At 72.9% G+C, this 26,728-nt stretch carries 24 protein-coding genes; 12 read left to right on the top strand and 12 right to left on the bottom strand.

Annotated elements, in window-relative coordinates:
* Positions 1-35 precede the first annotated feature (35 nt).
* The 3 genes from pta to pyk are packed head-to-tail and all read left to right on the top strand — an operon-like array spanning position 36 to position 4,858.
* Complete coding sequence (gene pta, locus QBL21_RS07880; RefSeq protein ID WP_407561282.1) at positions 36-2,195, top strand: phosphate acetyltransferase; 2,160 nt, start codon at positions 36-38, stop codon at positions 2,193-2,195.
* Positions 2,192-3,400 carry an acetate/propionate family kinase gene (locus QBL21_RS07875; RefSeq protein WP_407561281.1) on the top strand — a complete coding sequence of 403 codons (1,209 nt, stop codon included), beginning with the start codon at positions 2,192-2,194 and terminating at the stop codon, positions 3,398-3,400. The genes pta and QBL21_RS07875 overlap by 4 nt, the downstream gene beginning before the upstream one ends.
* Positions 3,401-3,433: 33 nt before the next feature.
* On the top strand, positions 3,434-4,858 hold the full coding sequence (pyk, locus tag QBL21_RS07870) for a pyruvate kinase (protein ID WP_407561280.1): 1,425 nt from the start codon (positions 3,434-3,436) through the stop codon (positions 4,856-4,858).
* A 15-nt stretch (positions 4,859-4,873) separates the two neighbouring features.
* Here the strand turns inward: pyk and QBL21_RS07865 are convergent, their stop codons facing one another.
* From QBL21_RS07865 to QBL21_RS07850, 4 genes are all read right to left on the bottom strand, one after another.
* Entirely contained in the window at positions 4,874-6,214 is a 1,341-nt protein-coding gene (locus QBL21_RS07865) for a hypothetical protein (RefSeq protein ID WP_407561279.1), read from the bottom strand.
* Positions 6,201-6,773, bottom strand: coding sequence for a DUF6114 domain-containing protein (locus tag QBL21_RS07860; protein ID WP_407561278.1), 573 nt, complete (start codon positions 6,771-6,773; stop codon positions 6,201-6,203). The genes QBL21_RS07865 and QBL21_RS07860 overlap by 14 nt, the downstream gene beginning before the upstream one ends.
* Before the next feature lie 88 nt (positions 6,774-6,861).
* Positions 6,862-7,491 (bottom strand): DUF6230 family protein, encoded by a 630-nt coding sequence (locus QBL21_RS07855; RefSeq protein WP_407561277.1) that lies wholly within the window; start codon positions 7,489-7,491, stop codon positions 6,862-6,864.
* 470 nt (positions 7,492-7,961) lie between these two features.
* Positions 7,962-8,948, bottom strand: coding sequence for a tetratricopeptide repeat protein (locus QBL21_RS07850; RefSeq protein WP_407561276.1), 987 nt, complete (start codon positions 8,946-8,948; stop codon positions 7,962-7,964).
* A 196-nt stretch (positions 8,949-9,144) separates the two neighbouring features.
* On the opposite strand from QBL21_RS07850, the gene QBL21_RS07845 reads away from it, so the two are divergent.
* Positions 9,145-9,795, top strand: a complete 651-nt coding sequence (locus QBL21_RS07845) for a TetR/AcrR family transcriptional regulator (protein ID WP_407561274.1) — start codon at positions 9,145-9,147, stop codon at positions 9,793-9,795.
* A 66-nt stretch (positions 9,796-9,861) separates the two neighbouring features.
* Positions 9,862-10,836, top strand: coding sequence for an NAD(P)-dependent alcohol dehydrogenase (locus tag QBL21_RS07840; protein WP_407561273.1), 975 nt, complete (start codon positions 9,862-9,864; stop codon positions 10,834-10,836).
* Between the two features lie 46 nt (positions 10,837-10,882).
* On the opposite strand, the gene QBL21_RS07835 is transcribed toward QBL21_RS07840, so the two are convergent.
* Positions 10,883-12,583: a methylmalonyl-CoA mutase gene (locus QBL21_RS07835; protein WP_407561272.1), complete on the bottom strand. Its 1,701-nt coding sequence runs from the start codon at positions 12,581-12,583 to the stop codon at positions 10,883-10,885.
* A 150-nt stretch (positions 12,584-12,733) separates the two neighbouring features.
* On the opposite strand from QBL21_RS07835, the gene QBL21_RS07830 reads away from it, so the two are divergent.
* Complete coding sequence (locus QBL21_RS07830; protein WP_407561270.1) at positions 12,734-13,081, top strand: DUF3817 domain-containing protein; 348 nt, start codon at positions 12,734-12,736, stop codon at positions 13,079-13,081.
* 27 nt (positions 13,082-13,108) lie between these two features.
* Here QBL21_RS07830 and QBL21_RS07825 read toward each other — a convergent pair whose 3' ends face one another.
* Together QBL21_RS07825 and QBL21_RS07820 are read right to left on the bottom strand one after the other, a co-directional pair.
* On the bottom strand, positions 13,109-13,615 hold the full coding sequence (locus QBL21_RS07825) for a MarR family winged helix-turn-helix transcriptional regulator (RefSeq protein ID WP_407561269.1): 507 nt from the start codon (positions 13,613-13,615) through the stop codon (positions 13,109-13,111).
* A gap of 21 nt (positions 13,616-13,636) precedes the next feature.
* A complete protein-coding gene (locus QBL21_RS07820; protein ID WP_407561268.1) occupies positions 13,637-14,974 on the bottom strand; it encodes an MFS transporter in 1,338 nt (445 codons plus the stop codon).
* Positions 14,975-15,055: 81 nt separating this feature from the next.
* On the opposite strand from QBL21_RS07820, the gene QBL21_RS07815 reads away from it, so the two are divergent.
* Together QBL21_RS07815 and QBL21_RS07810 are read left to right on the top strand one after the other, a co-directional pair.
* Positions 15,056-16,045: a DUF5937 family protein gene (locus tag QBL21_RS07815; RefSeq protein WP_407561267.1), complete on the top strand. Its 990-nt coding sequence runs from the start codon at positions 15,056-15,058 to the stop codon at positions 16,043-16,045.
* 121 nt (positions 16,046-16,166) lie between these two features.
* Positions 16,167-17,174 (top strand): glycoside hydrolase family 6 protein, encoded by a 1,008-nt coding sequence (locus QBL21_RS07810; RefSeq protein ID WP_407561265.1) that lies wholly within the window; start codon positions 16,167-16,169, stop codon positions 17,172-17,174.
* Between the two features lie 141 nt (positions 17,175-17,315).
* Here QBL21_RS07810 and QBL21_RS07805 read toward each other — a convergent pair whose 3' ends face one another.
* From QBL21_RS07805 to QBL21_RS07795, 3 genes are all read right to left on the bottom strand, one after another.
* The gene (locus QBL21_RS07805) at positions 17,316-19,247 is read right to left on the bottom strand and encodes a galactose oxidase-like domain-containing protein (protein WP_407561264.1); all 1,932 of its coding nucleotides are present in this window, start codon (positions 19,245-19,247) and stop codon (positions 17,316-17,318) included.
* 3 nt (positions 19,248-19,250) lie between these two features.
* The gene (locus QBL21_RS07800; protein WP_407561263.1) at positions 19,251-21,140 is read right to left on the bottom strand and encodes a glycosyltransferase family 2 protein; all 1,890 of its coding nucleotides are present in this window, start codon (positions 21,138-21,140) and stop codon (positions 19,251-19,253) included.
* Between the two features lie 131 nt (positions 21,141-21,271).
* Positions 21,272-21,616, bottom strand: a complete 345-nt coding sequence (locus QBL21_RS07795; RefSeq protein WP_407566342.1) for a DUF3817 domain-containing protein — start codon at positions 21,614-21,616, stop codon at positions 21,272-21,274.
* Positions 21,617-21,746: 130 nt separating this feature from the next.
* Between QBL21_RS07795 and QBL21_RS07790 the strand changes: the two genes are divergently transcribed.
* The 3 genes from QBL21_RS07790 to QBL21_RS07780 are packed head-to-tail and all read left to right on the top strand — an operon-like array spanning position 21,747 to position 23,761.
* The gene (locus tag QBL21_RS07790) at positions 21,747-22,385 is read left to right on the top strand and encodes an AIM24 family protein (RefSeq protein WP_407561262.1); all 639 of its coding nucleotides are present in this window, start codon (positions 21,747-21,749) and stop codon (positions 22,383-22,385) included.
* The gene (locus QBL21_RS07785) at positions 22,386-23,036 is read left to right on the top strand and encodes an AIM24 family protein (protein WP_407561261.1); all 651 of its coding nucleotides are present in this window, start codon (positions 22,386-22,388) and stop codon (positions 23,034-23,036) included.
* On the top strand, positions 23,033-23,761 hold the full coding sequence (locus QBL21_RS07780) for an AIM24 family protein (RefSeq protein WP_407561260.1): 729 nt from the start codon (positions 23,033-23,035) through the stop codon (positions 23,759-23,761). Before QBL21_RS07785 ends, QBL21_RS07780 begins: the two co-directional genes overlap by 4 nt.
* A gap of 87 nt (positions 23,762-23,848) precedes the next feature.
* On the opposite strand, the gene meaB is transcribed toward QBL21_RS07780, so the two are convergent.
* Entirely contained in the window at positions 23,849-24,811 is a 963-nt protein-coding gene (gene meaB, locus QBL21_RS07775; RefSeq protein ID WP_407561259.1) for a methylmalonyl Co-A mutase-associated GTPase MeaB, read from the bottom strand.
* Between the two features lie 90 nt (positions 24,812-24,901).
* Positions 24,902-26,110 carry an acetyl-CoA C-acetyltransferase gene (locus QBL21_RS07770; protein WP_407561258.1) on the bottom strand — a complete coding sequence of 403 codons (1,209 nt, stop codon included), beginning with the start codon at positions 26,108-26,110 and terminating at the stop codon, positions 24,902-24,904.
* Positions 26,111-26,242: 132 nt separating this feature from the next.
* Here QBL21_RS07770 and mce point away from each other — a divergent pair, with 132 nt between their 5' ends.
* Positions 26,243-26,680: a methylmalonyl-CoA epimerase gene (gene mce / locus QBL21_RS07765; protein WP_407561257.1), complete on the top strand. Its 438-nt coding sequence runs from the start codon at positions 26,243-26,245 to the stop codon at positions 26,678-26,680.
* Positions 26,681-26,728: the final 48 nt, after the last annotated feature.

Raw genomic sequence — 26,728 nt, 5'->3', positions numbered from 1 at the left:
TGGTCGGACGGGACCGCGACGGATGGAGTGCAGGAGTGACCCGCAGCGTCTACGTCGCCGGCATCGGACGCGGAGACGGCCGTCAGGTCGTCCAGCTCGGCATGATGGAGCTGCTCTCCCGCCAGGTCGACCGGGTGGGGATCTTCCGCCCGCTGGCCCACGCCGACGCCGACGCCCGCGATCCCGTCTTCGACCTGCTCCGCGCCCGCTACCGGCTGAGCCAGCCGCGCGCCGGGGTGTTCGGGATGACGTACGAGAAGGCGTCCGCGCTCCAGGCCGAGGAGGGTACGGACGCGCTGGTGGCCCGGCTCGTCGGGCGGTTCCACGAGGTGGCCGCCGAGTACGAGGCCGTGCTGATACTCGGCACCGACTTCGCCGACACCAACATCCCCGCCGAGCTGGCCCTCAACGCCCGCCTCGCCAACGAGTGCGGCGCCGCCGTGCTGCCCGTGGTCGGCGGGGCGGAGCAGTCCGCCGAGTCGGTGCTCGCCGAGGTGCGCAACGCGCACGACGCGTACGCCTCCCTCGGCTGCGACGTCCTGGCGATGATCGCCAACCGCGTCGACCCCGCCGCCGCCCCGCAGGCGCGCGCCGCCGCCGCGGACATCGGCGCCCACCTGCCCGTGCCGGTGTACGTGATCCCCGAGGACGCCGTGCTCGCCGCGCCCACGGTCGCGCAGATACGGGACGCGCTCGGCGCCGGGCTGCTGGCCGGCGACGCGGGCGGGCTGGCCCGTGACGTGCGCGACTTCGTCTTCGGCGGCGCGATGCTGCCCGCGTTCCTGCCGGCCCTGAGCGAGGGCTGCATGGTCATCACGCCCGGCGACCGCGCGGACCTCGTCGTCGGCGCGCTGGCCGCGCACTCGGCGGGCTCCCCCGCGATCGCCGGCGTGCTGCTGACGCTCGACGAGCGGCCCGGCCCGGACATCATGGCGCTGGCGGAGCGGCTGGCGCCGGGGACGCCGCTGCTCACGGTGGCCGAGGGCTCGTTCCCCACCGCCGCGGCGCTGGTCGGGCTGCGCGGCGAGCTGAACGCCGCGACTCCGCGCAAGGCGGACATCGCCCTCGGCCTCTTCGAGTCGCACGTGGACTCCGCGCAGCTCACCGGCCGGCTGGCGGTGGCGGCGAGCGGGCGCGTGACGCCGATGATGTTCGAGCACATGCTGATCGAGCGGGCGCAGGGCGACCGCAGGCACGTGGTGCTGCCGGAGGGCACGGAGGAGCGGGTGCTGCTGGCGGCGGAGGTGCTGGTACGGCGCGGAGTGTGCGATCTCACACTCCTCGGCGAGGAGCAGACGATCCGCAAGCGCGCCGCGGAGCTGGGGCTGAGCCTGTCGCTGCTGGCCGCGGACGAGCCGCCGGCGCAGCCGGGCGCCCCGGCCGCGGCCCGGATCACCGACCCGCGCGTCTCGCCGCTGCGCGAGAGCTTCGCCGAGCTGTACGCGCAGTACCGCTCGCACCGCGGCGTCAGCGTGGACATGGCGTACGACGTCGTCGGGAACGTCAACTACTTCGGCACCCTGATGGTGCAGCAGGGCCTGGCCGACGCGATGGTCTCCGGCGCCGCGCACTCCACGGCCGCGACCGTCCGCCCGGCTTTCGAGGTGATCAAGACCGCACCGGGCGCGGCGATCGTCTCGTCCGTCTTCTTCATGTGCCTGGCGGACCGGGTGCTGGTCTACGGCGACTGCGCGGTCAACCCCGATCCGGACGCCGAGCAGCTCGCGGACATCGCCATCCAGTCGGCGGCGACGGCCGCGCAGTTCGGCGTCGAGCCGCGGGTGGCGATGCTGTCGTACTCCACCGGCACCTCGGGCTCCGGCTCGGGCGTCGACAAGGTGCGGCGGGCGACCGAGCTGGTACGGGCCCGCCGGCCGGACCTGGAGGTCGAGGGCCCGATCCAGTACGACGCGGCGGTGGACGCCACCGTGGCCGCCGCGAAGATGCCGGAGTCGCGGGTCGCCGGGCAGGCCACGGTGCTGGTCTTCCCCGACCTCAACACCGGCAACAACACGTACAAGGCGGTGCAGCGCACGGCCGGCGCGATCGCCGTGGGGCCGGTGCTCCAGGGGCTGAACAAGCCGGTGAACGACCTGTCCCGGGGCGCGCTCGTGCAGGACATCATCAACACGGTGGCCATCACCGCCGTCCAGGCGCAGGGCACCGTCGCGCCGGCGCAGGGCGGCCGGCCGTGACCGCCCCGACCCGGGTCCTGGTGCTCAACTCCGGCTCCTCGTCGCTGAAGTACCAGCTCATCGACATGGCCGGGCCGACCCCCGGCGCCGACCGCCCCGCCCGCGGCCTCGTCGAGCGGATCGGCGAGCCCGAGGCCCGGGGCGGCGTGCCGGACCACGGGGCGGCGCTGCGCGCCGTCGGCGAGGAGCTGGCCGCCGCCGGGCACGGTCTCGACTCCCCCGACCTGCTGGCCATCGGCCATCGCGCCGTCCACGGCGGCACTCTCTTCACCGAGCCGACGCTCGTCGACGACGGCGTGCTGGCGGAGATGGAGAAGCTCGTCCCGCTCGCCCCGCTGCACAACCCGGCGAACATCGCGGGCATCCGCGTCGCCCGCGAGCTGCGCCCGGACCTGCCGCAGGTCGCCGTCTTCGACACCGCCTTCCACGCCACCCTCCCCGAGCACGCCTGGCGCTACGCCCTGGACACGGCCACCGCCGACGCCCACGCCATCCGCCGCTACGGCTTCCACGGCACCTCCCACGCCTACGTCTCCCGCACCACCGCGGAGCTGCTCGGCCGCGACCCGGCGGACCCCGCGGGGTTCCACGTGATCGTGCTGCACCTCGGCAACGGCGCCAGCGTCTCCGCGGTGGCCGGCGGCCGGTGCGTGGAGACGTCGATGGGGATGACCCCGCTGGAGGGCCTGGTGATGGGCACCCGCAGCGGGGACCTGGACCCGGCGGTGATCTTCCATCTCGCCCGGGAGGCGGGCATGGACACGGACGCGGCCGACGCGCTGCTGAACAAGCGCAGCGGGCTGGTCGGCCTCTGCGGCGACAACGACATGCGGGAGATCGGCCGCCGGATCGCCGAGGGCGACGAGAGCGCGAAGCTGGCGTTCGACGTGTACGTCCACCGCATCCGGAAATACGTCGGTGCGTACACCGCCGTGCTCGGCCGGGTGGACGCCATCGCGTTCACCGCCGGTGTCGGGGAGAACTCCGCCGCCGTACGGGAGGCGTCGATGCGGGGCCTGGAGTGGCTCGGCGTCGAGCTGGACTCGGTGCGCAACGCGGTACGCGGCTCAGCGCCCCGCGTGGTCTCCGCGCCCGGCTCCCGGGTGACGGTCGCCGTGGTGCCCACCGACGAGGAGCTGGAGATCGCCACCCAGACCCGTGACCTGGTCGGCGCGGGCGGCTCGGCGCTTCCTCCACCGGAATAATTCCGGTCGAGAACAAACCGATAGGATGCCGCCATGCGCCGAGCGAAGATCGTCTGCACCCTGGGTCCCGCCGTCGACTCCTTCGAGCAGCTCAAAGCGCTGATCGAGGCCGGCATGTCCGTGGCCCGCTTCAACATGAGCCACGGCACCCAGGCCGAGCACCAGGAGCGCTACGACCGGCTGCGCAAGGCCGCCGAGGAGACCGGGCGGCCCATCGGCGTGCTGGCCGACCTCCAGGGCCCGAAGATCCGGCTGGAGACCTTCGCCGAGGGCCCGGTGGAGCTGCTGCGCGGCGACGAGTTCACCATCACCACCGAGGACGTGGCCGGCGACCGGTCCATCTGCGGGACCACGTACAAGGGACTGCCCAGCGACGTCTCGCCGGGCGAGCGGATCCTCGTCAACGACGGCGCGGTGGCCCTTGAGGTGCTGGAGGTGCGCGGCCCCGAGGTGCGCACGATGGTCATCGAGGGCGGCGTCGTCTCCGACCACAAGGGCATCAACCTGCCCGGCGTGGCGGTGAACGTGCCGGCGCTCTCCGAGAAGGACGTGGACGACCTGCGCTTCGCGCTGCGCATGGGCTGCGACATGGTCGCGCTGTCCTTCGTGCGCGACGCCGGCGACGTCGGCGACGTGCACCGGATCATGGACGAGGCCGGGCGGCGGGTGCCGGTGATCGCCAAGGTGGAGAAGCCGCAGGCGATCGACCACATGGAGGAGATCGTCCTTGCCTTCGACGGCGTGATGGTGGCCCGCGGCGACCTGGCGGTGGAGTATCCGCTGGAGCGGGTGCCGATGGTGCAGAAGCGGCTGATCGAGATGTGCCGCCGCAACGCCAAGCCGGTGATCGTCGCGACCCAGATGATGGAGTCGATGATCCACGCCTCGCGCCCGACGCGCGCCGAGGCGTCCGATGTCGCCAACGCGATCCTCGACGGTACGGACGCGGTGATGCTGTCCGCCGAGTCGTCGGTCGGCAAGTACCCGATCGAGACGGTGAAGACGATGGCGCGGATCGTCGTGGCGGCGGAGGACGAGCTGCTGTCGCGCGGGCTCCAGCCGCTGGTGCCGGGCAAGAAGCCGCGTACGCAGGGCGGGTCCGTGGCCCGGGCTGCGTGTGAGATCGCGGACTTCCTGGACGCGCGGGCGCTGGCGGCGTTCACCCAGTCCGGGGACACCGCGCGGCGGCTCTCGCGCTACCGCGCGTGCCAGCCGATCGTGGCGTTCACCACGGACGAGAGCACGCGCAACCAGCTCTGCCTGAGCTGGGGCGTGGAGCCGGTGCTCGTGCCGCACGTGGACAACACCGACGCGATGGTGGACCTGGTGGACGGGGAGCTGCTGAAGCTCAACCGCTTCCACGAGGGCGACACGATGGTCATGACCGCCGGGTCGCCGCCCGGGGTGCCGGGCACCACGAACATGGTCCGCGTGCACCACCTGGGCGGCGAGCGCTGAGCGGCGCGGGCGGCGCTACTCGATGGTGTTCTCCAGGCCCGGCACGGTGAGGGTGCCGCCGAACTGACCGGCCTGGATCACCTGTACGTCGGTGAAGAAGGCGAACGGCAGGTCCAGCGGCGGCGGGCTCTCGGGGCTGAACGTCAGCGGGATCAGCCCGAAGAGGCTGCCCTTCAGCTCCTCGGTGTACATGGTCACGGTGCCGTTGCGGATCGTGGACGTGCTGCCCTTGTCGGCCCGTACGTGCGAGGTGTGCCTGCCGGGTCCGACGACGGTCTGGTGCAGGTCGCGGATGTCGACCCCGTCGTCGGCGGTGTACTTCAGCACCTTCTTCACCGCGCCGCTGTAGGTCTTCACCTCGACGATCCCGTGGTACTTGAGCCCCTTGAGCGTGAGCTTGGTGCTCTCCAGCCGCCAGGGGTCGTCGGGCAGCAGCGGCAGCCCGGGTTCCGGCTCGGCGTCCGCGAGGGCCTCGGGGTCGGCGGTGGGGCAGGGGAACGGCTCCTTGCCGCCGGCGTCCGCGGCGGCGTCGTCGCCGGTGTCCTGCTTTTCGTCGGCGGGGTCCTCGGCCGTCTCCCGGACCTTGTCGTCCAGCTCTTCCACGGTGGCGCCGGCCTCGTCGGCGGCGTCGCGGATGGCCTTCTCGGTCCCGTCCCGCTCGTCGTCCGGCGCGGCGCCGGGGCCGGACCCCGACCCCGATCCCGTACCGCCGTCCGACCCCGAACCGGCCGTGCCGGCACCGGAGTCGGAGTCCTCCGAGCCGCCGGACCCCTCGGATCCGGGCTCGGGCCCGGCTTCGGGCTCGTCCGGGTCGAGGAGGTCGCCCAGCTTGTCGCCGAGGCCCAGCGGGTCGTACCAGGGATGCGACTCCGACGGCGAAGGACTCGGCTCCGCCTTGCCGCCACCCTCCGCTCCGCCGGCACCGGACCCGCCGCCGGACCCACCATCGGACCCGCCACCGTCGGACCCGCCGCCCGACCCCGTACCGGAGCCCGGCCGCTTTGACGCCGAGCCGTCCGCCGTGGCCGACGGACTCGGTGACGGCCCGTCGCCCGGCTCCGCCGACTCCCCGGCGCCCGGCGGCTCCTCGCCGTCCCCGGCGGCGGCGCCGTCCCCGCTCTCCTCGCCCTTCGGCTCGTCCGACTGCTCCGCGCACGGCCCCGGCCGCCAGCGGTTGGCCGGATCGTCCTCGGCGATCGCCGGCCGGGGCGTGAGCCCCAGGCCCAGGAAGACCGCGGTGGGCATGGCGGCCAGGGCTATCGCCTTGCCCGCCGGCACCCGGCCGAGCAGCGACCTGCGCGGCGCCGCGTGCCGCGGGCCGCCGCGCGCCGCCCTCCTCTGGTCACCCGGCAGCACGGTGCCTCCCGCCGTTGATGTCCTCCAGGACGTCCACGCCGATGTCGTCGTCGGGTCCGCCCGTTCTCTCCGCGGATGCGGCGCCCTTCCCCTCCCGCCGGTCACCCGCGGAGGCGTCGGACGCGCCGGAGGCGTCCCCGGCGTCCTCGTCCTCGGCGGCCACCGGCCCGCCCGGCGCCCAGGAGACGGCCAGCGCGCCGCCGACCATCGACAGCAGGAATCCCACCAGCAGGCCGCCGAAGTTGGACACCGGAATCGACACCAGCGCGAGCACGATGGAGGCGACGCCCGCGAACACCCGGACGAGGGAGTGGAACCACATGGTCAGGCCGAGTGTCACCAGCAGCACGCCGATGATCAGGCCGCCGGCCCCCGCCTGAGTCGCCATCTGGAGGCTGAGGTTGCCGAGCTTGATGTTGTAGTACGGCAGCGCGCCGATCGGCACGCCGCCCGCGATGGTCAGCAGGCCCGCCCAGAACGGGCGGGAGCCGCGCCAGGCACGGAATCGCAGCCGCCAGGCGTTCAGACGGTGCAGCAGGTCCGGCAACTCGGCGCTCATGAATACAGCTCCCCGGTACGGCAGTACGGTCAGTCAGAGGGGCGCCGGCGGGGAGCGGTACGCGCCTCCCCGCCGGCCGAGTGCGTGGTCAGAAGCACTCTTTGACGCCCTTGTGCAGCTTCATGCTGAGCCCGCTCAGCTTGAAGGTGCCGGCGCTGGTGGCCCATGCGGTCTGCTTCACGTCGGTGAGGATGGCCTTGTCGGCCTCCTGCGCGAACCCGTTGGGGTTCGCGTTGTCGCCCTTGCCGATGCCCGGTCCCTTGGTGCTGGACCCGGCGGCGACACCGATGTTGATGTTCTCGAACGTCGCGTCGGCGTCGAGCTGTGCGATGTCGATGTAGAGGTTCTTGGCCTCCACCGGCTCGTCGTCGCCCGCGTTCAGAACCAGGCTGATCGAGCCGATGAGCGGGACGTCGGGCGTGACGACCGACTGGCACATGCCCTGGATCTCGGCGTCCTTGAACGCGGAGATCGCGACCGGCCGGGCGGCCTCGTCGCCGTTGAGGTCGTGCCCGCTGTCGACACCCCCGTACTGGACGAAGCCGGTGCCCTCCAGGCGGTCGGCCGTGACCTTGAACTCCTGGCCCGACACGCTGAACGACGCCGCCAGGGCGCCCTGGCCGAGCGCCACGCCGATCGCGGCGGTCGCCGCCAGGCTCGGCACCATCACCACGGCGAACCGCTTCCACCTGGTCCCACCACGTGCCTGGGACTCCATGCTTTGCCTCCTTCTCGGACGTACGTCCTGGACCCGTGGGCCGGTCCTCGGGAGCGAGGGGATCCGCAACGCGCACGCGGGCGCGGCTGGTGCGGGTCCGGTCTACGGGCGGCGGACGCGCTACGTCGAAGGGGGGTCGTTCACCCCCGAGCGACTCCTGTCCGGACAGGCTCCGTTCCGCCGGGTCGGGTGCGGGAACGGGGAACCCCCCTGTCCGGATGGCGATCGTGGTGCATCGGAAGGGGGGCGCACAAGGGGTTCGTTACCAACGGGTAACGCGAGAGGGGCGCAGATCCGGCCGGATTGGCCGGATCCTGCACCCTGGGTCGCCGCTCATCGCGGACGTACCCGACGAGAAAGCATGACAAAGACGGTCATCTGACAGTTCGTCAGTTACTCCGAGTAACAGCCCTGCTCACAGCAAATTCTTGGCAAAGCAGCCAGGGCTGTCACTCCACGTCGGCCTCTGCTCAGAACAGCACGCGGGCCAGCGCCTGCCGCCCCGCCACCACCCGCGGATCGTCGCCGCCGACGACCTCGAACAGCTCCAGCAGCCGCACCCGCGCGGCCTGCCGGTCCTCGCCCGCGGTCCGCGCGACCGTGTCGACCAGCCGGCCGAACGCGTCCTCGACGTGCCCGCCGACCAGGTCGAGGTCGGCGACCCGGATCTGCGCCTCGACGTCCGCGGGGTCGTCCGCCGCCTCCTTGCGCACGGCGGCGGGGTCGAGCCCCTCCACGCGCCGCAGCAGCTCCGCCTGCGCCAGACCCAGCGTCGCCTCCACGTTGCCCGGGTCGTCGGACAGCACGTTCCGGTACGCCTGCACCGCGCCGCCCAGGTCGCCCCGGTCCAGCGCGTCACCGGCCGCGGCCAGCGCGCTGTCGTACGGACCCACCGGCTCCTCCGGCACCTCCTCCGCGCCCTCGGCGTCCCCGCCGGCCACGGCGGCGTCGCCGGCCGCCGGCTGCCCGACGATGCCGAACTGCTGCTCGGCGACCTTGATCAGCTCGTCCAGCACCTGCCGGATCTGCGCCTCGGGGGCGGCACCCTGGAAGAGCGGGATGGCCTGCCCGCCGACGACCGCGAAGACCGCCGGGATGGACTGGACGCCGAACTGCTGGAACAGCATCTGGTTCGCGTCCACGTCGATCTTGGCCAGCACGAACCGCCCGGCGTACTCCTGCGCCAGCCGCTCCAGCAGCGGGCCGAGCTGCTTGCACGGCTGGCACCACTCGGCCCAGAAGTCGATGACGACCGGGACCTCGGTGGAGCGCTGGAGGACGTCCTGCTGGAAGCCGGCCTCGTCGACATCGATGACCAGCGCACCGGCGGTCGGTACGGGCACCCCGTCGCGGGCGGCCTGGGCGCGCGCCGCCTCCGCCTTCTCCTTGGCCTCCGCGGCCGCCTTCACCGCGGCCAGGTCGACCGCTCCGCTCATAGACATGTTGCGTGGCTGCATACGCTCTATCCTCCCCCCTTCGCGCGCCGCATTGAACGGACGGGCCGCCGACGGCTCGGCGAACCCGCCCGGAAGGGTTCGTTCCGGGCGGGTTCGAAGGTGCAGCAGAAGACACCGGCCGCTCGGGGGTGACTTACGCTACGCCTCGTAGCGTAACCCACAGGCGTCGGCGCGGAGAAGGGATAAGGTCCAGCTCATGAGCCACGAGACCCCCTCCGTACGCCGCGCGGGCCGCCCGCGCAGCGCGACCGCGGACCGGGCGATCCTGGACGCCGCCCGGGCCGCGATCGCCGAGGTGGGCTGGGCCCGGGTGACGCTCGGGGACGTGGCCGCCCGCGCCGGAGTGGCGAAGACCACGCTCTACCGGCGCTGGCCGGGCAAGAACGAACTCGTCCTCGACGCGCTCGCCGACCTCTTCGACTCGCTGCGGCTGCCGGACCACGGCAGCCTGGCGCGGGACGTGGAGGACGTGGTGCTCCAGTTCGCCGCGCTGCTCCGGGAGCCGCGGACGCGCGGCGCGCTGATGGCGGTGCTGGCGGAGTCGACACAGGACGCCGCGCTGCGCGAGCGGATCCGCGGCGCGATCGTGGACCGGCAGAAGCACCTGGTGCTCCGGGGCCGCGAACGCGCGCAGGCGCGCGGGGAGTTGCCGGCGGAGCCGGACGCCGCCACGGCGGACCGCAACGCGGACATGGTCTTCGACGTGATCGCCGGCGCCGTGCTGCACCGGCTGCTGGTCAGCGCGGAGCCGGTGACCGCGGCGTGGGCGACGGCGCTCGCCACCCTGCTGACCCGGGGCCTGGCCGCCCTGACGGACCCGGGCAGCGCGGGCGGGTCCGCGCAATAGGCCCTTCGGGCCTGTCCCGGCCGCGCCCGGGGCGGGATGCTGGCACCCCACCTCAAGGAGGGGTCCATGAAGGCGATCGTCCAGGACCGCTACGGCCCGGCCGGGGTGCTGCGGCAGGCCGAGGTCGAACGGCCGGAACCGGGTGCGGGCGAGATCGTCGTACGGGTACGGGCCGCCGGCCTCGACCCCAGCGTGTGGCACCTGATGACCGGGCTGCCGTATCTGATGCGCCTGATGGGCTTCGGCCTGCGCAGGCCGAAGGACCGGGTGCGCGGCTGGGACGCCGCCGGGACCGTCGCGGCGGTCGGCGCGGGCGTCACCCGCTTCGCGCCGGGCGACGACGTGTTCGGCGTCGGCAGCGGCGGGACCTTCGCGGAGTACTGCCGCGGCGCCGCGGAGATGTTCGCGGCCAAGCCGGCGGACGTGGACTTCGACGCGGCCGCGGCCGTGCCCACCTCCGCGATCACCGCGCTGCGCGCCCTCGTCGACGCGGGCGGGCTGCGGGCCGGCGGGCACGTCCTGGTGCTCGGCGCAGGCGGCGGCGTGGGCACGTTCGCCGTGCAGCTCGCCAAGGCGCGGGAGGCCGAGGTCACCGGGGTGTGCGGCACCGACAAGACCGAACTGGTCCGCTCGCTGGGCGCGGACCACGTCGTCGACTACACCGAGCGGGACGTCACCGCCGGCACCGCCCGCTACGACCTCGTGCTCGACACCGCCGGCAACCGCCCGCTGGCCTCGCTGCGCCGCGTCCTCGCCCCGCGCGGCACGATCGTCCTGGTCGGCGGCGAGGGCGGCGGCAGGTGGGTCGGCGACCTGCGGCGCTCGCTCGGCGGCTCGGTGCGCTCCCTGTTCTCCGCCCGGAAGGTGAAGGCGCCCTACGTGCGCCCCCGGCCAGGGGACGTCGAGGAGGTGCGCGCCCTGCTGGAGTCCGGTGCGATCAGCCCGGTCGTCGGCCGCAGATACGCGCTGGCCGACGCCGCCGAGGCGATCCGGGACTGGGAGAAGGGCCACACGCGCGGCAAAACCGTCCTCGTCGTGTGACCCCGCTCCCCCGCGCGCGTAGCGGACGAGCCCTCGCGCGTACGGGTCAGAAGGAGGCCGGCTCGGTGTAGACGCCCCACTCGTCGCGCAGGGCGTCGCAGATCTCGCCGAGCGTCGCCTCGGCCCGTACCGCGGCGAGCATCGGCTCGATCATGTTGCCGCCGTCCCGGGCCGCGGTGAGCATCGCGGCCAGCGCGGCGCGCACCCGCGCGTCGTCGCGGGCGTCCTTGCGGGCGGCCAGCTCGCGCACCTGCTCGCGCTCCACCTCGTGGCTGACCCGCAGGATCTCCAGGTCGCCGGTGACGGAGCCGGTGTGGCAGTTGACGCCGACGATCTTCTTGTCGCCCTTCTCCAGCGACCGCTGGTAGCGGAAGGCGGACTCGGCGATCTCGCCGGTGAACCAGCCGTCCTCGATGCCGCGCAGGATCCCCGACGTGATCGGCCCGACCGGGTGCTGCCCGTCCGGGTGGGCGCGCCGGCCGCGCTCGCGGATCTGCTCGAAGATCTTCTCGGCGTCGGCCTCGATCCGGTCGGTGAGCTGCTCGACGTACCAGGAGCCGCCGAGGGGGTCGGCGACGTTCGCGACTCCCGTCTCCTCCATCAGCACCTGCTGGGTGCGCAGCGCGATCTCCGCGGCCCGCTCGCTGGGCAGCGCCAGGGTCTCGTCCAGGGCGTTGGTGTGCAGCGAGTTGGTGCCGCCGAGGACCGCGGCCAGCGCCTCGACGGCGGTGCGCACCACGTTGTTGTACGGCTGCTGGGCGGTCAGGGACACGCCCGCGGTCTGGGTGTGGAAGCGCAGCCACTGCGCCTTCTCGGTGCGCGCGCCGTACACGTCGCGCAGCCAGCGGGCCCAGATGCGGCGCGCGGCGCGGAACTTGGCGATCTCCTCGAAGAAGTCGACGTGGGCGTCGAAGAAGAAGGACAGGCCGGGGGCGAAGGCATCGACGTCGAGGCCGCGGGACAGGCCCAGCTCCACGTATCCGAAGCCGTCGGCAAGGGTGTACGCCAGCTCCTGCGCGGCCGTCGAGCCGGCCTCGCGGATGTGGTAGCCGGAGACGGACAGCGGCTTGTACGCCGGGATGCGCTCGGCGCAGTACTCCATCAGGTCGCCGATGAGGCGCAGGTGCGGCTCGGGCTGGAAGAGCCACTCCTTCTGCGCGATGTACTCCTTGAAGATGTCCGTCTGGAGGGTGCCGTTGAGCACGCCGGGGTCGACGCCCTGGCGCTCGGCGGCGACCAGGTACATGCAGAAGACGGGGACGGCGGGGCCGCTGATCGTCATCGAGGTGGTGATGTCGCCCAGCGGGATGCCGCGGAAGAGCACCTCCATGTCGGCGGCGGAGTCGATGGCCACGCCGCAGTGCCCGACCTCGCCCAGCGCGTGCGGGTCGTCGGAGTCGCGGCCCATGAGGGTGGGCATGTCGAACGCGACGGACAGACCGCCGCCGCCGGCGCCGAGGATGAGCTTGTAGCGCTCGTTGGTCTGCTCGGCGTTGCCGAAGCCGGCGAACTGGCGGATGGTCCACGTACGGCCGCGGTAGCCGGTGGCGTACAGGCCGCGGGTGTACGGGAACTCGCCGGGCCAGCCGATGCGCTCGAAGCCCTCGTAGACGTCCCCGGGGCGCGGGCCGTAGACCGGCTCGACGTCGTCGCCCGAGAGCGTGGTGTAGTCCGCCTCGCGCTTGCGGGCCGCGTCGTAACGCGCCTGCCAGCGGCGCCGGCCTTCCTCCATGGCCGCAGCGTCCATGCGTACCGCCTCTCTGTGCGCGCGGATCGCGCGGCGCACTTAATAGGACGTCCTACTAAGTGTCGCATGCCGCCGCCCCCGCCGTGGCATGCGCGGGCCGGGAGTGGGGGCGGTCACGGCGGGTTCCGCGCGGGGTCTAGGCTCGGTGTCATGAAGAAGAGCGTCCTCACCCGCTACCGCACGATGGCGTACGTGACCGGCGTGCTCCTGGTTCTGCTGACCCTCGGCATGATCGGCAAGTACGCCCTGGACCTCTCCGGCGCGGACGGCTTCACGAAGGTCGTGAGCATCGCGCACGGCTGGCTGTACATCGTCTACCTGGTGTGCGCCTTCGACCTCGGCTCCAAGGCGAAGCTCCCGGTCGGCAGGCTGATCTGGGTGCTGCTCGCGGGGACGGTGCCGACCGCCGCGTTCTTCGTCGAGCGCAGGCTCACCCGGGAGGTCGCCCCGCTGGTCGTCCGCGACGGCGACCCCGCGGTGGCGGAGGCCGAGGCGTAGCGGCCGAGGGGCCGCTGCGCGCGCCGGCTACTGCTCGAAGTCGCCCGCCGCTATCCGCAGCGGACGGAGCAGGGAGAAGATCTCCGCGCACTCGTCCTCGTCGTACGCGCTGAGCCCGAAGTCCATCGCCATCAGGTCGCGCGTCGCCTGCTCGACGACCTCGCGGCCCCGGTCCGTGATCGACGCGAGGGTGCCGCGGCCGTCGTTGGGGTTGGGCCGCTTGGCCACGTAGCCGGACCTGACCAGCCGGTCGACGGTGTTGGTCACCGACGTCGGGTGCACCATCAGCCGCTCGCCGAGCTTGGACATCGCCAGCTCGCCCGCCTTGGAGAAGGTGAGCAGCACCAGGGCCTCGTAGCGCGCGAAGGTCAGCCCGTACGGCTTGACGACGGCATCGACCTGCCCCAGCAGGATCTGGTGGGCGCGCATCACCGAGGTGATCGCCCCGACGGCGGGCACGGCTCCCCAGCGCTGGCGCCACAGTTCGTCGGCGCGCGCGATGGGGTCGAACGACAGGCTCAACGGCTTCGGCACGTCGCCGACCCTACCGCCCGGTCATTTCGCGGTCAGCCCGGTCTCACCCTTCGGTCGGGTCCTGCGCACCTCCAGGCAGACCAGCAGCGAGCACAGCGAGCCCGTCACGCCGACCGCGGCGACGGCCACGTGCACCGGCACGAACTCCGCGACCGCGCCCGCGCCCGCCATGCCCACGCCCTGGAGCGTCATCAGCCCCGCGGTCTGGAGCGTCATCGCCCGGCCGCGCATCTCCTCGGGCACGGCGGCGACGAACCACTGGTCGAGGCCGAGCGAGTACGAGATGCCGAAGCCGGTCAGCACCAGCAGCGGCAGCGCCCAGCCGAAGGAGGGGTGCGTCACGAAGCCGATCGCCGGGACCGTGCACAGCACCGCCACCGGGAAGACGATCCGCTCCCGGCCGCGGGGGCCCAGCAGCGAGCCGGCGAGGATCTCGCTGGTGACCGCGCCGATCGGCATGCCGGTCATGAGCAGGCCGAGCCCGAGGGCGCCGATGCCGAGTTCGTCGGCGTACGCGGCGGCCAGGGCCTCGGGGGCGACGACGAAGGTCGGCGGGATCCAGGTGAGCAGCAGCAGCGCGCGGATACGGCGGTCGCGCAGGAAGGTGCCGGCGGCGGCGAGCGACGCGCCGACGGTGCTCGTGCGGCCCGGCGCGGCCCGGCCGGCCGCCGCGGTACGTGCCGGGCGGGCGCGGGTGCCGAAGCGCAGCACCAGCGCCGAGCCGAGCATCCCCAACGCGGTCAGCGTCAGCGTCGCGCGCGGGGAGAACGCCGCCAGCAGCCCGCCGAGGGCGAAGCCGACGAGCTGCGCCGCCTGCGCGGTGAGCCGGATGACGGAGCGGCCGAGGACGAACCGGTCGCCGGTGCCGAGGATGTCGGCGAGCGTGGCGATCCGGGTGCCGGTGAAGACCGGCGAGATGACGCCCGCGACGCAGCGCAGCGCCAGCAGCACGGCGACGGGCATCCCCGGGAGCACCATCACCGCGAAGCAGACGGCGGCGAGCAGGTCGCAGGTCACCAGCACCCGGCGGGCGGGCAGGCGGTCGGCGATCGAGGACAGCAGGGTGCCGCCGACGAGGTACGGCAGCAGGCCGACGCCGAGGGTGAGCGCGCTCAGCAGCGGGGAGCCGGTGCGGTCGTAGACCAGGACGGTCAGCGCGATGGCCGCGACGACCTCGCCGGTGATCGACATGACGTGGGCGGCGAAGACGAAGCGGAACTCGCGGACGCGGAAGACGTCGGCGTAGCGGGCGCGCGGGTCGGCGCCGGCGGGGGCAGCGGCGCCGGCGGGGGCAGGGCCGGACGGCAGGGCCGCGGGCACGGGCGCGGCCGTGCCGTCCGGGGCTGTGGTGTCGCTCATCACCGGAGCGTGGCCCCTGTCGGCGCCGGCCCGTAGTCTTTCGGCAGCAGCCGAATCAGTGAGCGAGCGAGGGGGGCCGCCGTGCCGGTGTACATGCGCTTCGGCCCCGACGACCTGCTGCGCTGCCGCTTCGCGATCTCCCCGGTCTTCGAGACCCACGAGGCGATACGGACGCTGCGCCGCACCGAGCGGCACGGCTACCACCGCCCGTGGCTGAGCCGGCTCGGCGAGGCCGCCGCCGGGCTGGACCTCGAACTGCTGTGGATCTTCATGCCGAACGGCCCCGGCTACACCCCGGACTTCCTCGGCGGCCCGCCGCAGGCGGCGTACACCTCGGTGGCCGACGGCCTCGCCCGGTTGCGCGCCACCGACCCCGAGCTGGCGCACGCGGAGATGACCCTGTCGTTCAGCACCCTGCCCGGCGCCGCCGAGTCCCCGCTCGGCCGCAAGCTGCTCGACGACCCGGCCGCCGCGATCGAGCTGATGGCGGACGTCACGGAGCGCGCCTGGCACGCGCTGGTCGAGCCGTACTGGCCGCGGCTGCACGACCTGCTGGAGGCGGACATCGACTTCCGCGCCCGGCAGTTGGCGTCCGCGGGCCTCGGCGAGCTGTTCGCGCTGCTGCACCGGCGGCTGTCGTACCAGGACGGGCTGCTGACCGTACGGACGAAGGGCTCCCAGCGCTACGAGCGCGACCTCGGCGGCGACGGCCTGCTGCTGATGCCCAGCGCCTTCGTCTGGCCCGACGTGGTGACCGGCTTCCAGCCGCCCTGGCAGCCCACCGTCATCTACCCCGCCCGCGGCGTCGGCGCCCTGTGGTCGGACACCGGCCCCGAGGCGGCTCAGACGCTGGCGCGGCTGCTCGGCGCCGGCCGCGCCACCGTCCTGGCCGCGCTCGTCGAGCCGGCGTCCACCTCCGCGCTGGCCCGCCGCCTGGGGCTGGCCCCCTCGTCGGTCTCCGCGCACCTGTCCGTGCTGAAGGCGGCGGGCCTGCTGACCTCGCACCGCGAGCGCCACCGGGTGCTGTACGAGCGCACGCCGCTCGGCGTCGCGCTGGCCGCGGGCGGCTGACGCCCATCCGGACGCCTCCGGCCCGCGGCGCCGGGCGCGCGGGCGCGGCGTTCCGCTCGGAAAGATCCGCTCATGTCACGATCGACACGTTCTGTTCGATCGCCTCCCGCGGGAGAAGTGCATGTCGGCGCGGATCCGTACGCTCATCAGCCTCCTGCTCCTCGGGGTCCTCCTCGGCTGCTCCTCCGGGGGCGGCGACGGGGACGGGACCGGGCCGCGGGGCGGCGAGCGCGCGCGGGCGGCCTCGGCGGCGAAGTCGCCGTTCTGGGTGGACCCCGGCTCCCCCGCCGCCCGCCAGGTGCGCGCGTACGAGCAGCAGGGGCGGGCCGAGGACGCCGCGCTGCTGGAGCGGATCGCGAGCCGGCCCGTCGCCGAGTGGCCCAGCGCCCACGACCCCGCCGCCGACGTGCGCACGGCCGTCCGCGGCGCCGCGTCCGGCGGCCGTACCGCCGTGCTCGTGGCGTACAACATCCCGCACCGCGACTGCGGCCAGCACTCCGCGGGCGGCGCCCCCGACGCCGCCGCGTACGAGCGGTGGATCGGCTCCTTCGCCGACGGCATCGGGGACGCGAAGGCACTGGTGATCCTGGAGCCGGACGCCGTCCCGCACATCGTCGACGGCTGCACCCCGCCGGAGCTGCACGAGGAGCGCTACCGGCTGATCTCCGCCGCCATCGACCGGCTCAAGCAGCACCCGGGCGTCAAGGTCTACCTCGACGCCGGCAACTCCGCCTGGATCGCCGACCCCGAGAACCTGGCCCGCGCCCTGTGGAAGGCCGGCGTCGGCGAGGCCGACGGCTTCGCGCTCAACACCTCCAACTTCCAGCGCACCGACGAGCAGATCGCCTACGGCCGCCGGCTGTCGGGCCTCCTCGACGACGCCCACTTCGTCATCGACACCAGCCGCAACGGCAACGGCCCGCTGTCCGGGGCGCCCGACCAGGTGTGGTGCAACCCGCCGGGGCGGGCGCTCGGCGAGCCGCCGACGACGCGCACCGGCGACGACCTGGCCGACGCCTTCCTGTGGGTCAAGCGCCCCGGGGAGTCCGACGGGCCGTGCCGCGGCGGCCCCAAGGCCGGCGCCTGGTGGCCGGAGTACGCCCTGGGCCTGGCCCGCCGCGCGGGCTGAGCCCCCCTCCGTACGAATCCTTCGTACGAGAACTCCGTACGAGCCGGCTCCTTCCGCGTACGAACCGGCTCCCGCCCCCGCGGGAGCCGGTCCGCCGGACGCCGGCGGGACCGAGGGGCGGCGGCCCCGCCGACGGGCTCGTCACGGCACGTGCACCCACTTCGCCTCGGACGGCACGCCCTCGCCGTCGGCGACGAAGAGCATGTACCAGCCCGGCGGCACCAGCGTCGGGTCCTCCGGGACCGTCACCGTCACCTCCCCGTCGCCCCTGCGCACGTCCAACTGGATCGAGCGCTGCTCGACGTCCGTGACGTGGGTGACGGAACCCGGCCGGATCAGCCGCGCCTTCTCCACCCGCTCGGCCCCCGCGACCTCGTACGTCGCCTCCTCGCCGCGCCCCGGCCGCTTGGGCCCCGCGCCGATCGCCGGCCGCTTCGCGTCGTCGCCCCGGTGGAGGTACGGCGGCGTGAAGATCTCGATGCGCTGCTCGAAGCTGCCGGGCTGGGTGTTGGCCTTGTCGCCGAAGAGGGAGTCGGAGCCGAAGGTGGCCACCCGGCCGTCGGGCAGCAGCACGGCCTCGGAGTGGTAGTTGCGGCCCACCTCGGGATCGGCGGCGGGGGTGAAGGAGTTGGTGCCCGGGTCGTAGAACTGGGCCTTCTTGATGTCGCTGTCGCCGCGCCCGCGGTAGTCGGCCGAGCCGCCGCTGGTGAAGACCGAGTCGTCCGGCATGATCACGCTGTTGAGGTAGCGGGTGCCCTGCGGCAGCGCGGGCCCGTCCTCGTACGCGGGATCGTCCTTGGTCAGGTCGATGATCGAGGTGCGCGGCGTGGACTTAGCCGACTCCCCGACCCCGCCGCCGCCGAGCACCATGACCTTCTGGTCCTGGGCGGGCGGCAGCAGCAGCGAGCCGGCGGTCTCCAGTTGGTCGGGGTCGGTCATGCCGGGCACGGTGGTGAAGGAGTTGTCCTCCAGGTCCCAGATCCCGGGCTTGCGGCCGCGGTCGGCCGGGCCGTAGCCGGCGTTGGCGCCGGAGTAGAAGAGCTTGCCGCCCTCGGTCAGGAAGAGCGCCGGGTACGTCGGGAAGTAGCGGTTCGGCGCCTTGGACCACTTCTTCGTCTCCGGGTCGTAGATCTCGTTGTCGCCGTAGAGGATCTCGCCCGACTCGTCGAGGCCGGAGACCGACAGGACCTTGCCGTCGGGCAGCGTCACGAGCGTCGGGTACCAGCGCGCCTTGTCCATCGGGTCGACGCGGACGTAGCGCTCCTTGACCGGGTCGAACTCGAAGGTGTCCTTGATCCCCTGGAAGTCCTGCTTGTCCATGCTGAGCTTCTGCGCCAGGCCGTAGACGTTGTCCGCGTCCTTGCCCGTCAGGCCCTCGACGGCGTACTGCGCCTGCCGGTCCTGGACGTAGCCGCGGCCCTCCTCCTCCGCCTCGACGAAGACGTTGGCCTCGGCGGCGGTGACGGTCGCCTTGCCGCGCTTGGGGGCCTTCTTCTTCGCGGCCGGGACCGTGACCGCGGCGGTGGTGCGGTAGACGAGGCCGGAGGGGGCTATGAAGCCGGTGCCCTCCTTGAGCCGGACCCGCTTGTCGGGGTTCTCGTTCTTCACCAGCATCCGGCCGCCGGCGCGCTCGACGTCGCCGTCGAGCAGCTCGTAGCGGGCGGTGCCGCCGGCGACCAGCAGCCGGCCGTCGGCCAGTTGGGTGTGCCCGGCGCAGAACAGGTCGGCGGGGGTGGGGATCTCCTGGTAGCTGTTCTTCTCCGGGTCCCACAGGACGGTGCGGAACGTGCCGGCGTCGAACTGCTTCTCGTCGTTGCCGGAGCCGGCGATGAGCAGCACCTTGCCGGTGTGCAGCAGCGTGGCGTGGATGGCGTTGAGCTTGTACGAGTCCGGGGCGTCCTGCACCTGCCAGGACCCGTACTGCGCCCGGTAGCCGGGCCGGGATATCCGGTACTCGTGGTACTGCTCCTCGGCGAAGCCGATGGCCGCGGGCGCGTTGAGCCCCGCAAGCAGCAGGACCACGCCGGTGCCTATCGCCGTCTTCTTCAGCCGTTTGCCGGGCCGGTACCCCATGGATCAGCTCCCGCTCGTCGTCGCAGTGGTGGTCGCCGTGGTCGCCGGCGCGGCGGTGGCCGGGGCCGCCGCCGTCGCGGGCCGGCCGGCGCTCGCGTCCTCGGCCGCCCTGGCGGGCTTCCACAGCCTGGTCCTCAGCCCCCTCCTCGCCCGGCCGCGCACGGCAGCGGCGGCGGCCACGGCCGCCCGGCGCCGTACGTCCTCACGCCGGTTGGTGCGGCGCACCTGCCACGCCGACCAGACCCAGATCGCGGCCGGCGCGAGCGCGAGGCACACCCCGAGCACCGTCCAGGTGCGCATCGCGACGTGGGTGTGGCCCAGCACGACCGACGCCAGGAACGAGACCGCGAGCAGCCCCGCCCAGAAGAAGTGGATACGGAACGTCGCCAGCCGGTCGGGGCTCGCGTCGCCGCCCTTGGGCGTCACCACGAACCGGCACGGCCGGCGCAGCACCGCCGCCCTGAAGGACGTGAAGTAGATCGGCGCCGACATCGCCGACATCAGCATCCCGGCCAGCCCGCCGGAGCCCTCGGGCTCGTGCGGCGAGACGTTGTGCCGCCGGTTCCACAGGTAGAGACCGACCTGGAGGGCGGCGGCGTCGCTGTAGAGCATCAGCCAGATCGAGGCCGGTACCTGGGTGCCGGAGGAGCCGAGCCAGAGGAAGAGGACGCAGCTCAGCGCGCCGAGCAGCCAGTTGACCGCGGTCATCGGGTAGTAGACGAGCATCAGCGAGTAGTTGAGGAGCCGGCGGAGGGGGAAGCGCTCCTTGCCGCGCCCGTACTGGCCGATGATCGTCTCGTACGTGCCGCGCGACCAGCGCATCTGCTGGGTGAAGAAGTCGGTCCAGGAGTTGGGCCCCTCGCCGACGGCCAGCACGTCCGGGGTGTAGACCGACGACCAGTGGCGGCCGGAGGCCGGGTTGCGGGTGCGGTGCAGCTCGAAGCCGGTGGCCATGTCCTCGGTGATCGAGTCGTACAGGCCGCCGATCTGCTTGAGCGCGGTGATGCGTACGGCGTTGTTGGTGCCGACGAACATCGCCGAGCCGTAGGCGTTCCCGGCGCGCTGGATCAGCGCGTGGAAGAGGTACTGCTGGCTCTCCGCGAACTTGGTGACGGCGGTGTCGTAGTTGCCGTACACCTGCGGGCCGACGACGAAGGCGACGTCGGGGTCGCGGAAGTAGCCGAGCATCCGCTCCAGGTAGTTGGGCAGCGGCACGTGGTCGGTGTCGACCGAGGCGAAGAAGTCGTAGCCGTCGCCGTACGCCTCCAGCCAGGCGTTGTAGTTGCCGTGCTTCGTCCGGGCCCGGTGGGGGCCCTCCTCGGTGTTCCAGTGCGGCACGCCCTTGCGGCTGAAGTGGCGTACGCCCAGCTCCGCGCAGAGCGCCCGGGCCTCGGGGTCGTCGCCCTCGTCCAGCAGCCAGACGTCCAGCGGCCCGTCGTGCCGCAGCGCGACCGCGCCGGTGAGCGTGGCGCGCACCATGGCGATGGGTTCCTTGCCGGGCACGTACGTGGTGAGGAACGCGACCCGGGTGCCGGGCTCGGCGGTGACCGGGACCGGGTCCCGGGCGACCATCGTGGCGTGCGCGATCGAGACGACGTTGACCAGCCGGAACGACTCGATCAGCCCGATCGATATGAGCATCACCGCGTCCGCGGTGAGCAGCCAGGGCGGGGCGCCGGTGCGCTCGGTCCAGTGCGAGGGCCAGACGAGGTAGAGCAGCAGGGCGCAGGACAGCAGCGGCGCGAGCGCCATGAGCAGGACCGCCCGGACGCGGTGCGGCTCACGGGAGAGCAGGCGCGTGTAGCGCACCCGGTAGGGCCGGGACGGATCGGGATCCGTCAGCGGCCCCGCGAGGCGGCTGAACTTCTCGTAGTCATAGCCTTCCGGCCGCACGATCCCTCCGTGGATACGACAACGCCGACATATCCACCAAAAGCGGAAAGTCGTGACGTGTCGAACCGGGGAGGGCCGTGCGGGGGGTTCCGCCCCACGAAGGGGTCGGCCGGAGGGTCAGCGGGCGGCGGTCAGGCCCCGACGACACCCTCGCGGCGGGCCCGGGCGGCGATGATCCCGGCCTCCACCTCGCGGCGCAGCATGCGCTCGGCGACGAAGCCGCCGCCGGGCAGCACGGCGAGGACGAAGTAGAGCGCGGCGCGCTTGACCGGCCAGCGGGCGCGGTTCCAGGCGTCGGCGAGGAAGAGCACGTACCCGATGAAGAGCAGCCCGTGGATCATGCCCATCACCGGGACCGCGTCGAAGTCCGTCGTCCGCTTGAGCACGGAGCACACGAGCAGCAGCAGGAAGGAGACGGCCTCCGGGGCGGAGATCAGGCGGAGCCGGCGGAGGGCGGATGCGGTGTCGAGGTCCACATGGTCCATGGGAGCAGCCTTCGGAATCGTCCGGAATCCGGGGGATGTCCCCGGGCAAACTGGACCCCATTGTGTCAGCCGCCCATACCCGGCCTTCCGGGAGGGGTGGGCGAGCCGCTAGCGTCGCCCCGTGGCTCAGTTTCGACTGCAAGGCAGCAAGGTGCTGGCCGTGGACATGGCCGGCGACGCGGTGAAGGCGAAGAACGGCTCCATGGTCGCCTACGACGGCCAGATGGCGTTCAAGAAGCTCACAGGGGGCGGCGAGGGCATACGGGGGATGGTGACGCGCCGGCTGACCGGCGAGTCGATGGAGCTGATGGAGGTGAAGGGGCAGGGCACCTGCTTCTTCGCCGACCGGGCCAGCGTGATCAATCTGGTCGGCCTCCAGGCCGACAAGCTGTACGTGGAATCCAGCAACCTGCTGGCGACCGACGGCGGCCTGAAGACGGGGACGAGCTTCACGGGGATGCGCGGCGCGAGCACCGGCACCGGGCTCTTCACCACCACGGTGGAGGGCACGGGGCAGGTCGCGATCATGTCGGACGGGCCCGCGGTGGTGCTGCGGGTCACGCCGGGCACGCCGCTGGTCGTCGACCCGGGCGCGTACGTCGCGCACACGGGCCGGTTGCAGCAGCACTTCCAGTCCGGCGCCACGTTCCGCACCCTCATAGGCGAGGGCGGCGGCGAGGGCTTCCAGATCCGCTTCGAGGGCGACGGGCTGGTCTACGTGCAGCCCAGCGAGCGCAACACGGTGGGGGGCGCGGTCTAGATGCCGTTCCGCATGCTCAATTCGAAGATCGCCGAGGCGCAGGTGCTGCCCGGCCAGACCATGTTCAGCCAACGGGGGGCGATGCTCGCCTACACCGGGCAGGTCCGCTTCACGCCCAACATCCAGGGCGGCCAGGGCGGCGTGACGTCCATGATCGGCCGCCGGGTGGCCAACGAGGCGACACCGCTGATGACCGTCGAGGGCTCCGGCACGGTGATGTTCGGCCACGGCGGCCACGAGGTGCACGTGATCGAGATGTCCGGTGACACCCTGTACGTGGAGGCCGACCGGCTGCTGGCCTTCGACGGCTCGCTCCAGCAGGGCACGATGTTCATGGGCTCGCAGGGCGGCGTCATGGGCATGGTCCGCGGCCAGGTCACCGGCCAGGGCCTGTTCACCACCACGCTGGCCGGCCACGGCGCGGTGGCGGTGATGGCCCACGGGGGCGTACTGGAGCTGCCGATCACCCCGCAACGCCCGGTGCACGTCGACCCGCAGGCGTACGTCGCACACCGCGGCCAGGTGCAGAACAAGCTCTCCACCGCGCTCGGCTGGCGCGACATGGTGGGCCGCGGCTCGGGCGAGGCGTTCCAGTTGGAGCTGTCGGGCAACGGCACGGTCTACGTGCAGGCATCGGAGGAGAAGCTATGACCGCCGGACCCGTCGTCCACGACATGAACACGCTGCCGCGCAACGACAACGTCCACCCGTACGCCTTCAGCGTCGCGCTCAACGGGCAGTGGTTCCTCCAGAAGGGGAAGATGATCGCCTACTACGGGCAGATCTCCTTCGACGGCATCGGCCACGGCGCGTTCGACGGCCTGGTGGCCGGCAGCTTCCACTCGCCGCTGCACGCCGCGGACTGGGTGGTGGCGCAGGGCAGCGGCGTGATGGTCCTCGCGGACCGGGCGTTCGACGTCAACTCCTTCGACCTGGACGACGGCAACCTCACGATCCGCTCCGGGAACCTGCTGGCCTTCGAGCCGGGGCTCGAACTGAAGCAGTCGATCGTGCCGGGCTTCCTGACGCTGATCGGCACGGGCAAGTTCGTCGCCGTCTCCAACGGGGCCGTGGTCTTCGTCGAGCCGCCGATCCGGGTCGACCCGCAGGCGCTGGTGGGCTGGGCCGACTGCCCCTCGCCGTGCCACCACTACGACCACGGCTACATGCAGGGCCTCCTCGGCGGCATCCGCGCGATGACCGGCATCGGCGGCGCGTCCGGTGAGGAGCACCAGTTCCAGTTCACCGGGGCCGGGCAGGTGCTGCTCCAGTCGACGGAGACGATGCTCGCCGGCCAGGCGACGGGCGCCGTGCCGCACCAGCAGGGCGTGCCGGGCGGGGTCGGCCAGGGGGTTCCCGGGGGGTACGGCAGGTAGCGGGCGGCCGAGGGCGTACGGGCCGGGCCCCCGGTTCCGTACGCCGTGGCCGTGCGCCCGTCACGCGCCCGCCCGTGAGGGGCCGTTTCAGCCGCCCGTCAGGCCCTCCAGCAGTTCGTCGGCGGCGGCGTACGGGTCCAGCTCCCCCGCCGTGATGCGCTCCGCGAGGGCCGAGAGCCGCCGGTCGCCGTGCAGGTCGGCCATCCGCTCGCGCAGCGCCGTCACCGCGATCGTCTCGACCTCGCCCGCCGCCCGCCGCAGCCGGCGCCGGGCCAGGACGCCGTGCTCCTCCATCCACGCCCGGTGCTTCTCCAGCGCCTCCACGACCTCGTCGGTGCCCTCGTCGCGGGCGGCGACGGTCTTGACGATGGGCGGGCGCCAGTCGCCGGGGGCGCGGGCCTCGCCGAGGCCGAGCATGTGGTTCAGCTCGCGGGCGGTGGCGTCCGCGCCGTCGCGGTCGGCCTTGTTGACCACGTACACGTCGCCGATCTCCAGGATCCCGGCCTTGGCGGCCTGGATGCCGTCGCCCATGCCGGGCGCCAGCAGCACCACGCAGGTGTCGGCCTGTCCGGCGATGTCCACCTCCGACTGCCCGACGCCGACGGTCTCCACCAGCACCACGTCGCAGCCGGCGGCGTCCAGGACGCGGATCGCCTGCGGTGCGGACCAGGCCAGCCCGCCGAGGTGGCCGCGGGTGGCCATGGAGCGGATGTAGACGCCGGGGTCGGAGGCGTGTTCGCCCATCCGCACCCGGTCGCCGAGCAGCGCCCCGCCGGAGAACGGGGAGGACGGGTCGACGGCCAGCACGCCGACCCGCTTGCCCCGCTTGCGGTACGCGGTGACCAGGGCGGAGGTGGACGTGGACTTGCCGACGCCGGGCGCGCCGGTGAGCCCGACGACGTAGGCGCCGCCGGCGAGCGGGGCGAGGGCGGCCATCACCTCGCGCAGGTGCGGCGACGCGCCCTCGACCAGGGTGATGAGCCGGGCGACGGCCCGCGGGCTGCCCTCGCGGGCGGCGGCCACGAGCGCGGCTACGTCTGCGGCTGGCATGTGTGATCGCTCCTTGCGTCGGTGGCGGAGCCGGCTCCCGGCCCCGCCCCTGCCCCGGACCCGGGTTCCCCGGGCCCGTACCGCCCGGCCTCAGGCCCTCGGTACGCGCACGACCAGCGCGTCGCCCTGGCCGCCGCCCCCGCACAGGGCCGCCGCGCCGACGCCGCCGCCGCGGCGCTTCAGTTCGAGGGCGAGGTGCAGGACGAGCCGGGCGCCGGACATCCCGATCGGGTGACCCAGCGCGATGGCCCCGCCGTTGACGTTCACCTTTTCGGGGGTGACGCCGAGGTCCTTCATCGACTGCACGGCGACGGCGGCGAACGCCTCGTTGATCTCGATGAGGTCGAGGTCGCCGACGTCGATGCCCTCCTTCTTCAGCGCGTGCTGGATGGCGTTCGACGGCTGCGACTGGAGCGAGTTGTCGGGGCCGGCCACGTTCCCGTGGGCGCCGATCTCGGCGAGCCAGGTCAGCCCCAGCTCCTCGGCCTTGGCCCGGCTCATGACGACCACGGCGGCGGCGCCGTCGGAGATCTGCGAGGCGGTGCCGGCGGTGATGGTGCCCTCGGGCGAGAACGCGGGCCGCAGCCGGGCCAGCCCCTCGGCGGTGGTGTCCGGGCGGATGCCCTCGTCGGTGTCGACGACGACCGGGTCGCCCTTGCGCCGGGGGACCTCGACCGGGGTGATCTCCTCGGCGAAGACGCCGGCCTCCTGCGCGGCGGCGGCCCGCTGGTGGGAGGCGGCGGCGAAGGCGTCCTGCGGCTCGCGGGCGATGCCGAGAACGCCGTTGTACTTCTCGGTGGACGCGCCCATGGCGACGCCCTCGAAGGGGTCGGTGAGGCCGTCGTGCGCCATGGAGTCCAGCATCTCCAGCGCGCCGTACTTCACGCCCTCGCGGGACTTCGGCAGGACGTGCGGGGCGTTGGTCATGGACTCCTGGCCGCCGGCCACGACGATGTCGAACTCGCCGGCGCGGATGAGCTGGTCGGCCAGCGCGATGGCGTCGAGGCCGGACAGGCACACCTTGTTCACGGTCAGCGCCGGCACGCTCATCGGAATGCCCGCCCGGACCGCTGCCTGGCGTGCGGGGATCTGCCCGGCCCCGGCCTGGAGCACCTGGCCCATGATCACGTACTCGACCTGGTCGGCGCTGACGCCCGCACGCGTCAGTGCCGCCTTGATCGCGAAGCCGCCCAGATCCGCACCGGAGAACGACTTGAGGGAGCCGAGGAGGCGCCCCATGGGGGTACGGGCACCCGCGACGATCACAGACGCGGTGCCTCTCGTGCCACTGCCAGTCATGCGCGTCCCCTTCGGGGAGAAGTGAATGAGGGTTAACTTCAGCGTACTGAGCGGCTCGCGCCCGGGTCACGGCTCGTTCGGTGTGACCGTGCGCACGTTGCGTAACCCCTCGGTCGGCGGTGGACTGTGCGCATGCTGACGCGCATCGACCACATCGGAATCGCCTGTCATGACCTTGACGCAACCGTCGAGTTCTACCGCGCCACCTACGGCTTCGAGGTGTTCCACACCGAGGTCAACGAGGAGCAGGGTGTCCGCGAGGCCATGTTGAAGATCAACGAGACGTCCGACGGCGGCGCCTCGTACCTCCAGTTGCTCGAACCCATCCGCGAGGACTCGGCGGTCGGCAAGTGGCTGGCGAAGAACGGCGAGGGCGTCCACCACATCGCCTTCGGCACCGCGGACGTCGACGGCGACGCCGCCGACATCCGTGACAAGGGCGTACGCGTCCTCTACGACGAGCCGCGGCGCGGCTCGATGGGCTCGCGGATCACCTTCCTGCACCCCAAGGACTGCCACGGCGTGCTGACGGAATTGGTCACTTCCGCATCGGCCGCGGGCGCACACTGACCTTTTGATTCGCATGGCCGGTAGAGTGCAGGGGGCCGCCCGCGTCCT

The organism is Streptomyces sp. 184, from assembly GCF_045781775.1.
Lineage (GTDB): Bacteria > Actinomycetota > Actinomycetes > Streptomycetales > Streptomycetaceae > Streptomyces.
The sequence above is the reverse complement of the archived record's forward strand: the minus strand, read 5'-3'. Positions and strand labels throughout refer to the sequence as shown.

What these genes read in the sequence shown, in the direction of transcription:
- mce (WP_407561257.1), top strand. Translation starts at nt 26,243, where the DNA reads ATGCTGACGCGCATCGACCACATCGGAATCGCCTGTCATGACCTTGAC.
- QBL21_RS07835 (WP_407561272.1), bottom strand. Translation starts at nt 12,583, where the DNA reads ATGGACGCTGCGGCCATGGAGGAAGGCCGGCGCCGCTGGCAGGCGCGT.
- QBL21_RS07780 (WP_407561260.1), top strand. Translation starts at nt 23,033, where the DNA reads ATGACCGCCGGACCCGTCGTCCACGACATGAACACGCTGCCGCGCAAC.
- QBL21_RS07850 (WP_407561276.1), bottom strand. Translation starts at nt 8,948, where the DNA reads ATGCAGCCACGCAACATGTCTATGAGCGGAGCGGTCGACCTGGCCGCG.
- QBL21_RS07840 (WP_407561273.1), top strand. Translation starts at nt 9,862, where the DNA reads ATGAAGGCGATCGTCCAGGACCGCTACGGCCCGGCCGGGGTGCTGCGG.
- QBL21_RS07805 (WP_407561264.1), bottom strand. Translation starts at nt 19,247, where the DNA reads ATGGGGTACCGGCCCGGCAAACGGCTGAAGAAGACGGCGATAGGCACC.
- QBL21_RS07785 (WP_407561261.1), top strand. Translation starts at nt 22,386, where the DNA reads ATGCCGTTCCGCATGCTCAATTCGAAGATCGCCGAGGCGCAGGTGCTG.
- meaB (WP_407561259.1), bottom strand. Translation starts at nt 24,811, where the DNA reads ATGCCAGCCGCAGACGTAGCCGCGCTCGTGGCCGCCGCCCGCGAGGGC.
- QBL21_RS07830 (WP_407561270.1), top strand. Translation starts at nt 12,734, where the DNA reads ATGAAGAAGAGCGTCCTCACCCGCTACCGCACGATGGCGTACGTGACC.
- QBL21_RS07845 (WP_407561274.1), top strand. Translation starts at nt 9,145, where the DNA reads ATGAGCCACGAGACCCCCTCCGTACGCCGCGCGGGCCGCCCGCGCAGC.
- QBL21_RS07810 (WP_407561265.1), top strand. Translation starts at nt 16,167, where the DNA reads ATGTCGGCGCGGATCCGTACGCTCATCAGCCTCCTGCTCCTCGGGGTC.
- QBL21_RS07770 (WP_407561258.1), bottom strand. Translation starts at nt 26,110, where the DNA reads ATGACTGGCAGTGGCACGAGAGGCACCGCGTCTGTGATCGTCGCGGGT.
- QBL21_RS07855 (WP_407561277.1), bottom strand. Translation starts at nt 7,491, where the DNA reads ATGGAGTCCCAGGCACGTGGTGGGACCAGGTGGAAGCGGTTCGCCGTG.
- pyk (WP_407561280.1), top strand. Translation starts at nt 3,434, where the DNA reads ATGCGCCGAGCGAAGATCGTCTGCACCCTGGGTCCCGCCGTCGACTCC.
- QBL21_RS07860 (WP_407561278.1), bottom strand. Translation starts at nt 6,773, where the DNA reads ATGAGCGCCGAGTTGCCGGACCTGCTGCACCGTCTGAACGCCTGGCGG.
- QBL21_RS07820 (WP_407561268.1), bottom strand. Translation starts at nt 14,974, where the DNA reads ATGAGCGACACCACAGCCCCGGACGGCACGGCCGCGCCCGTGCCCGCG.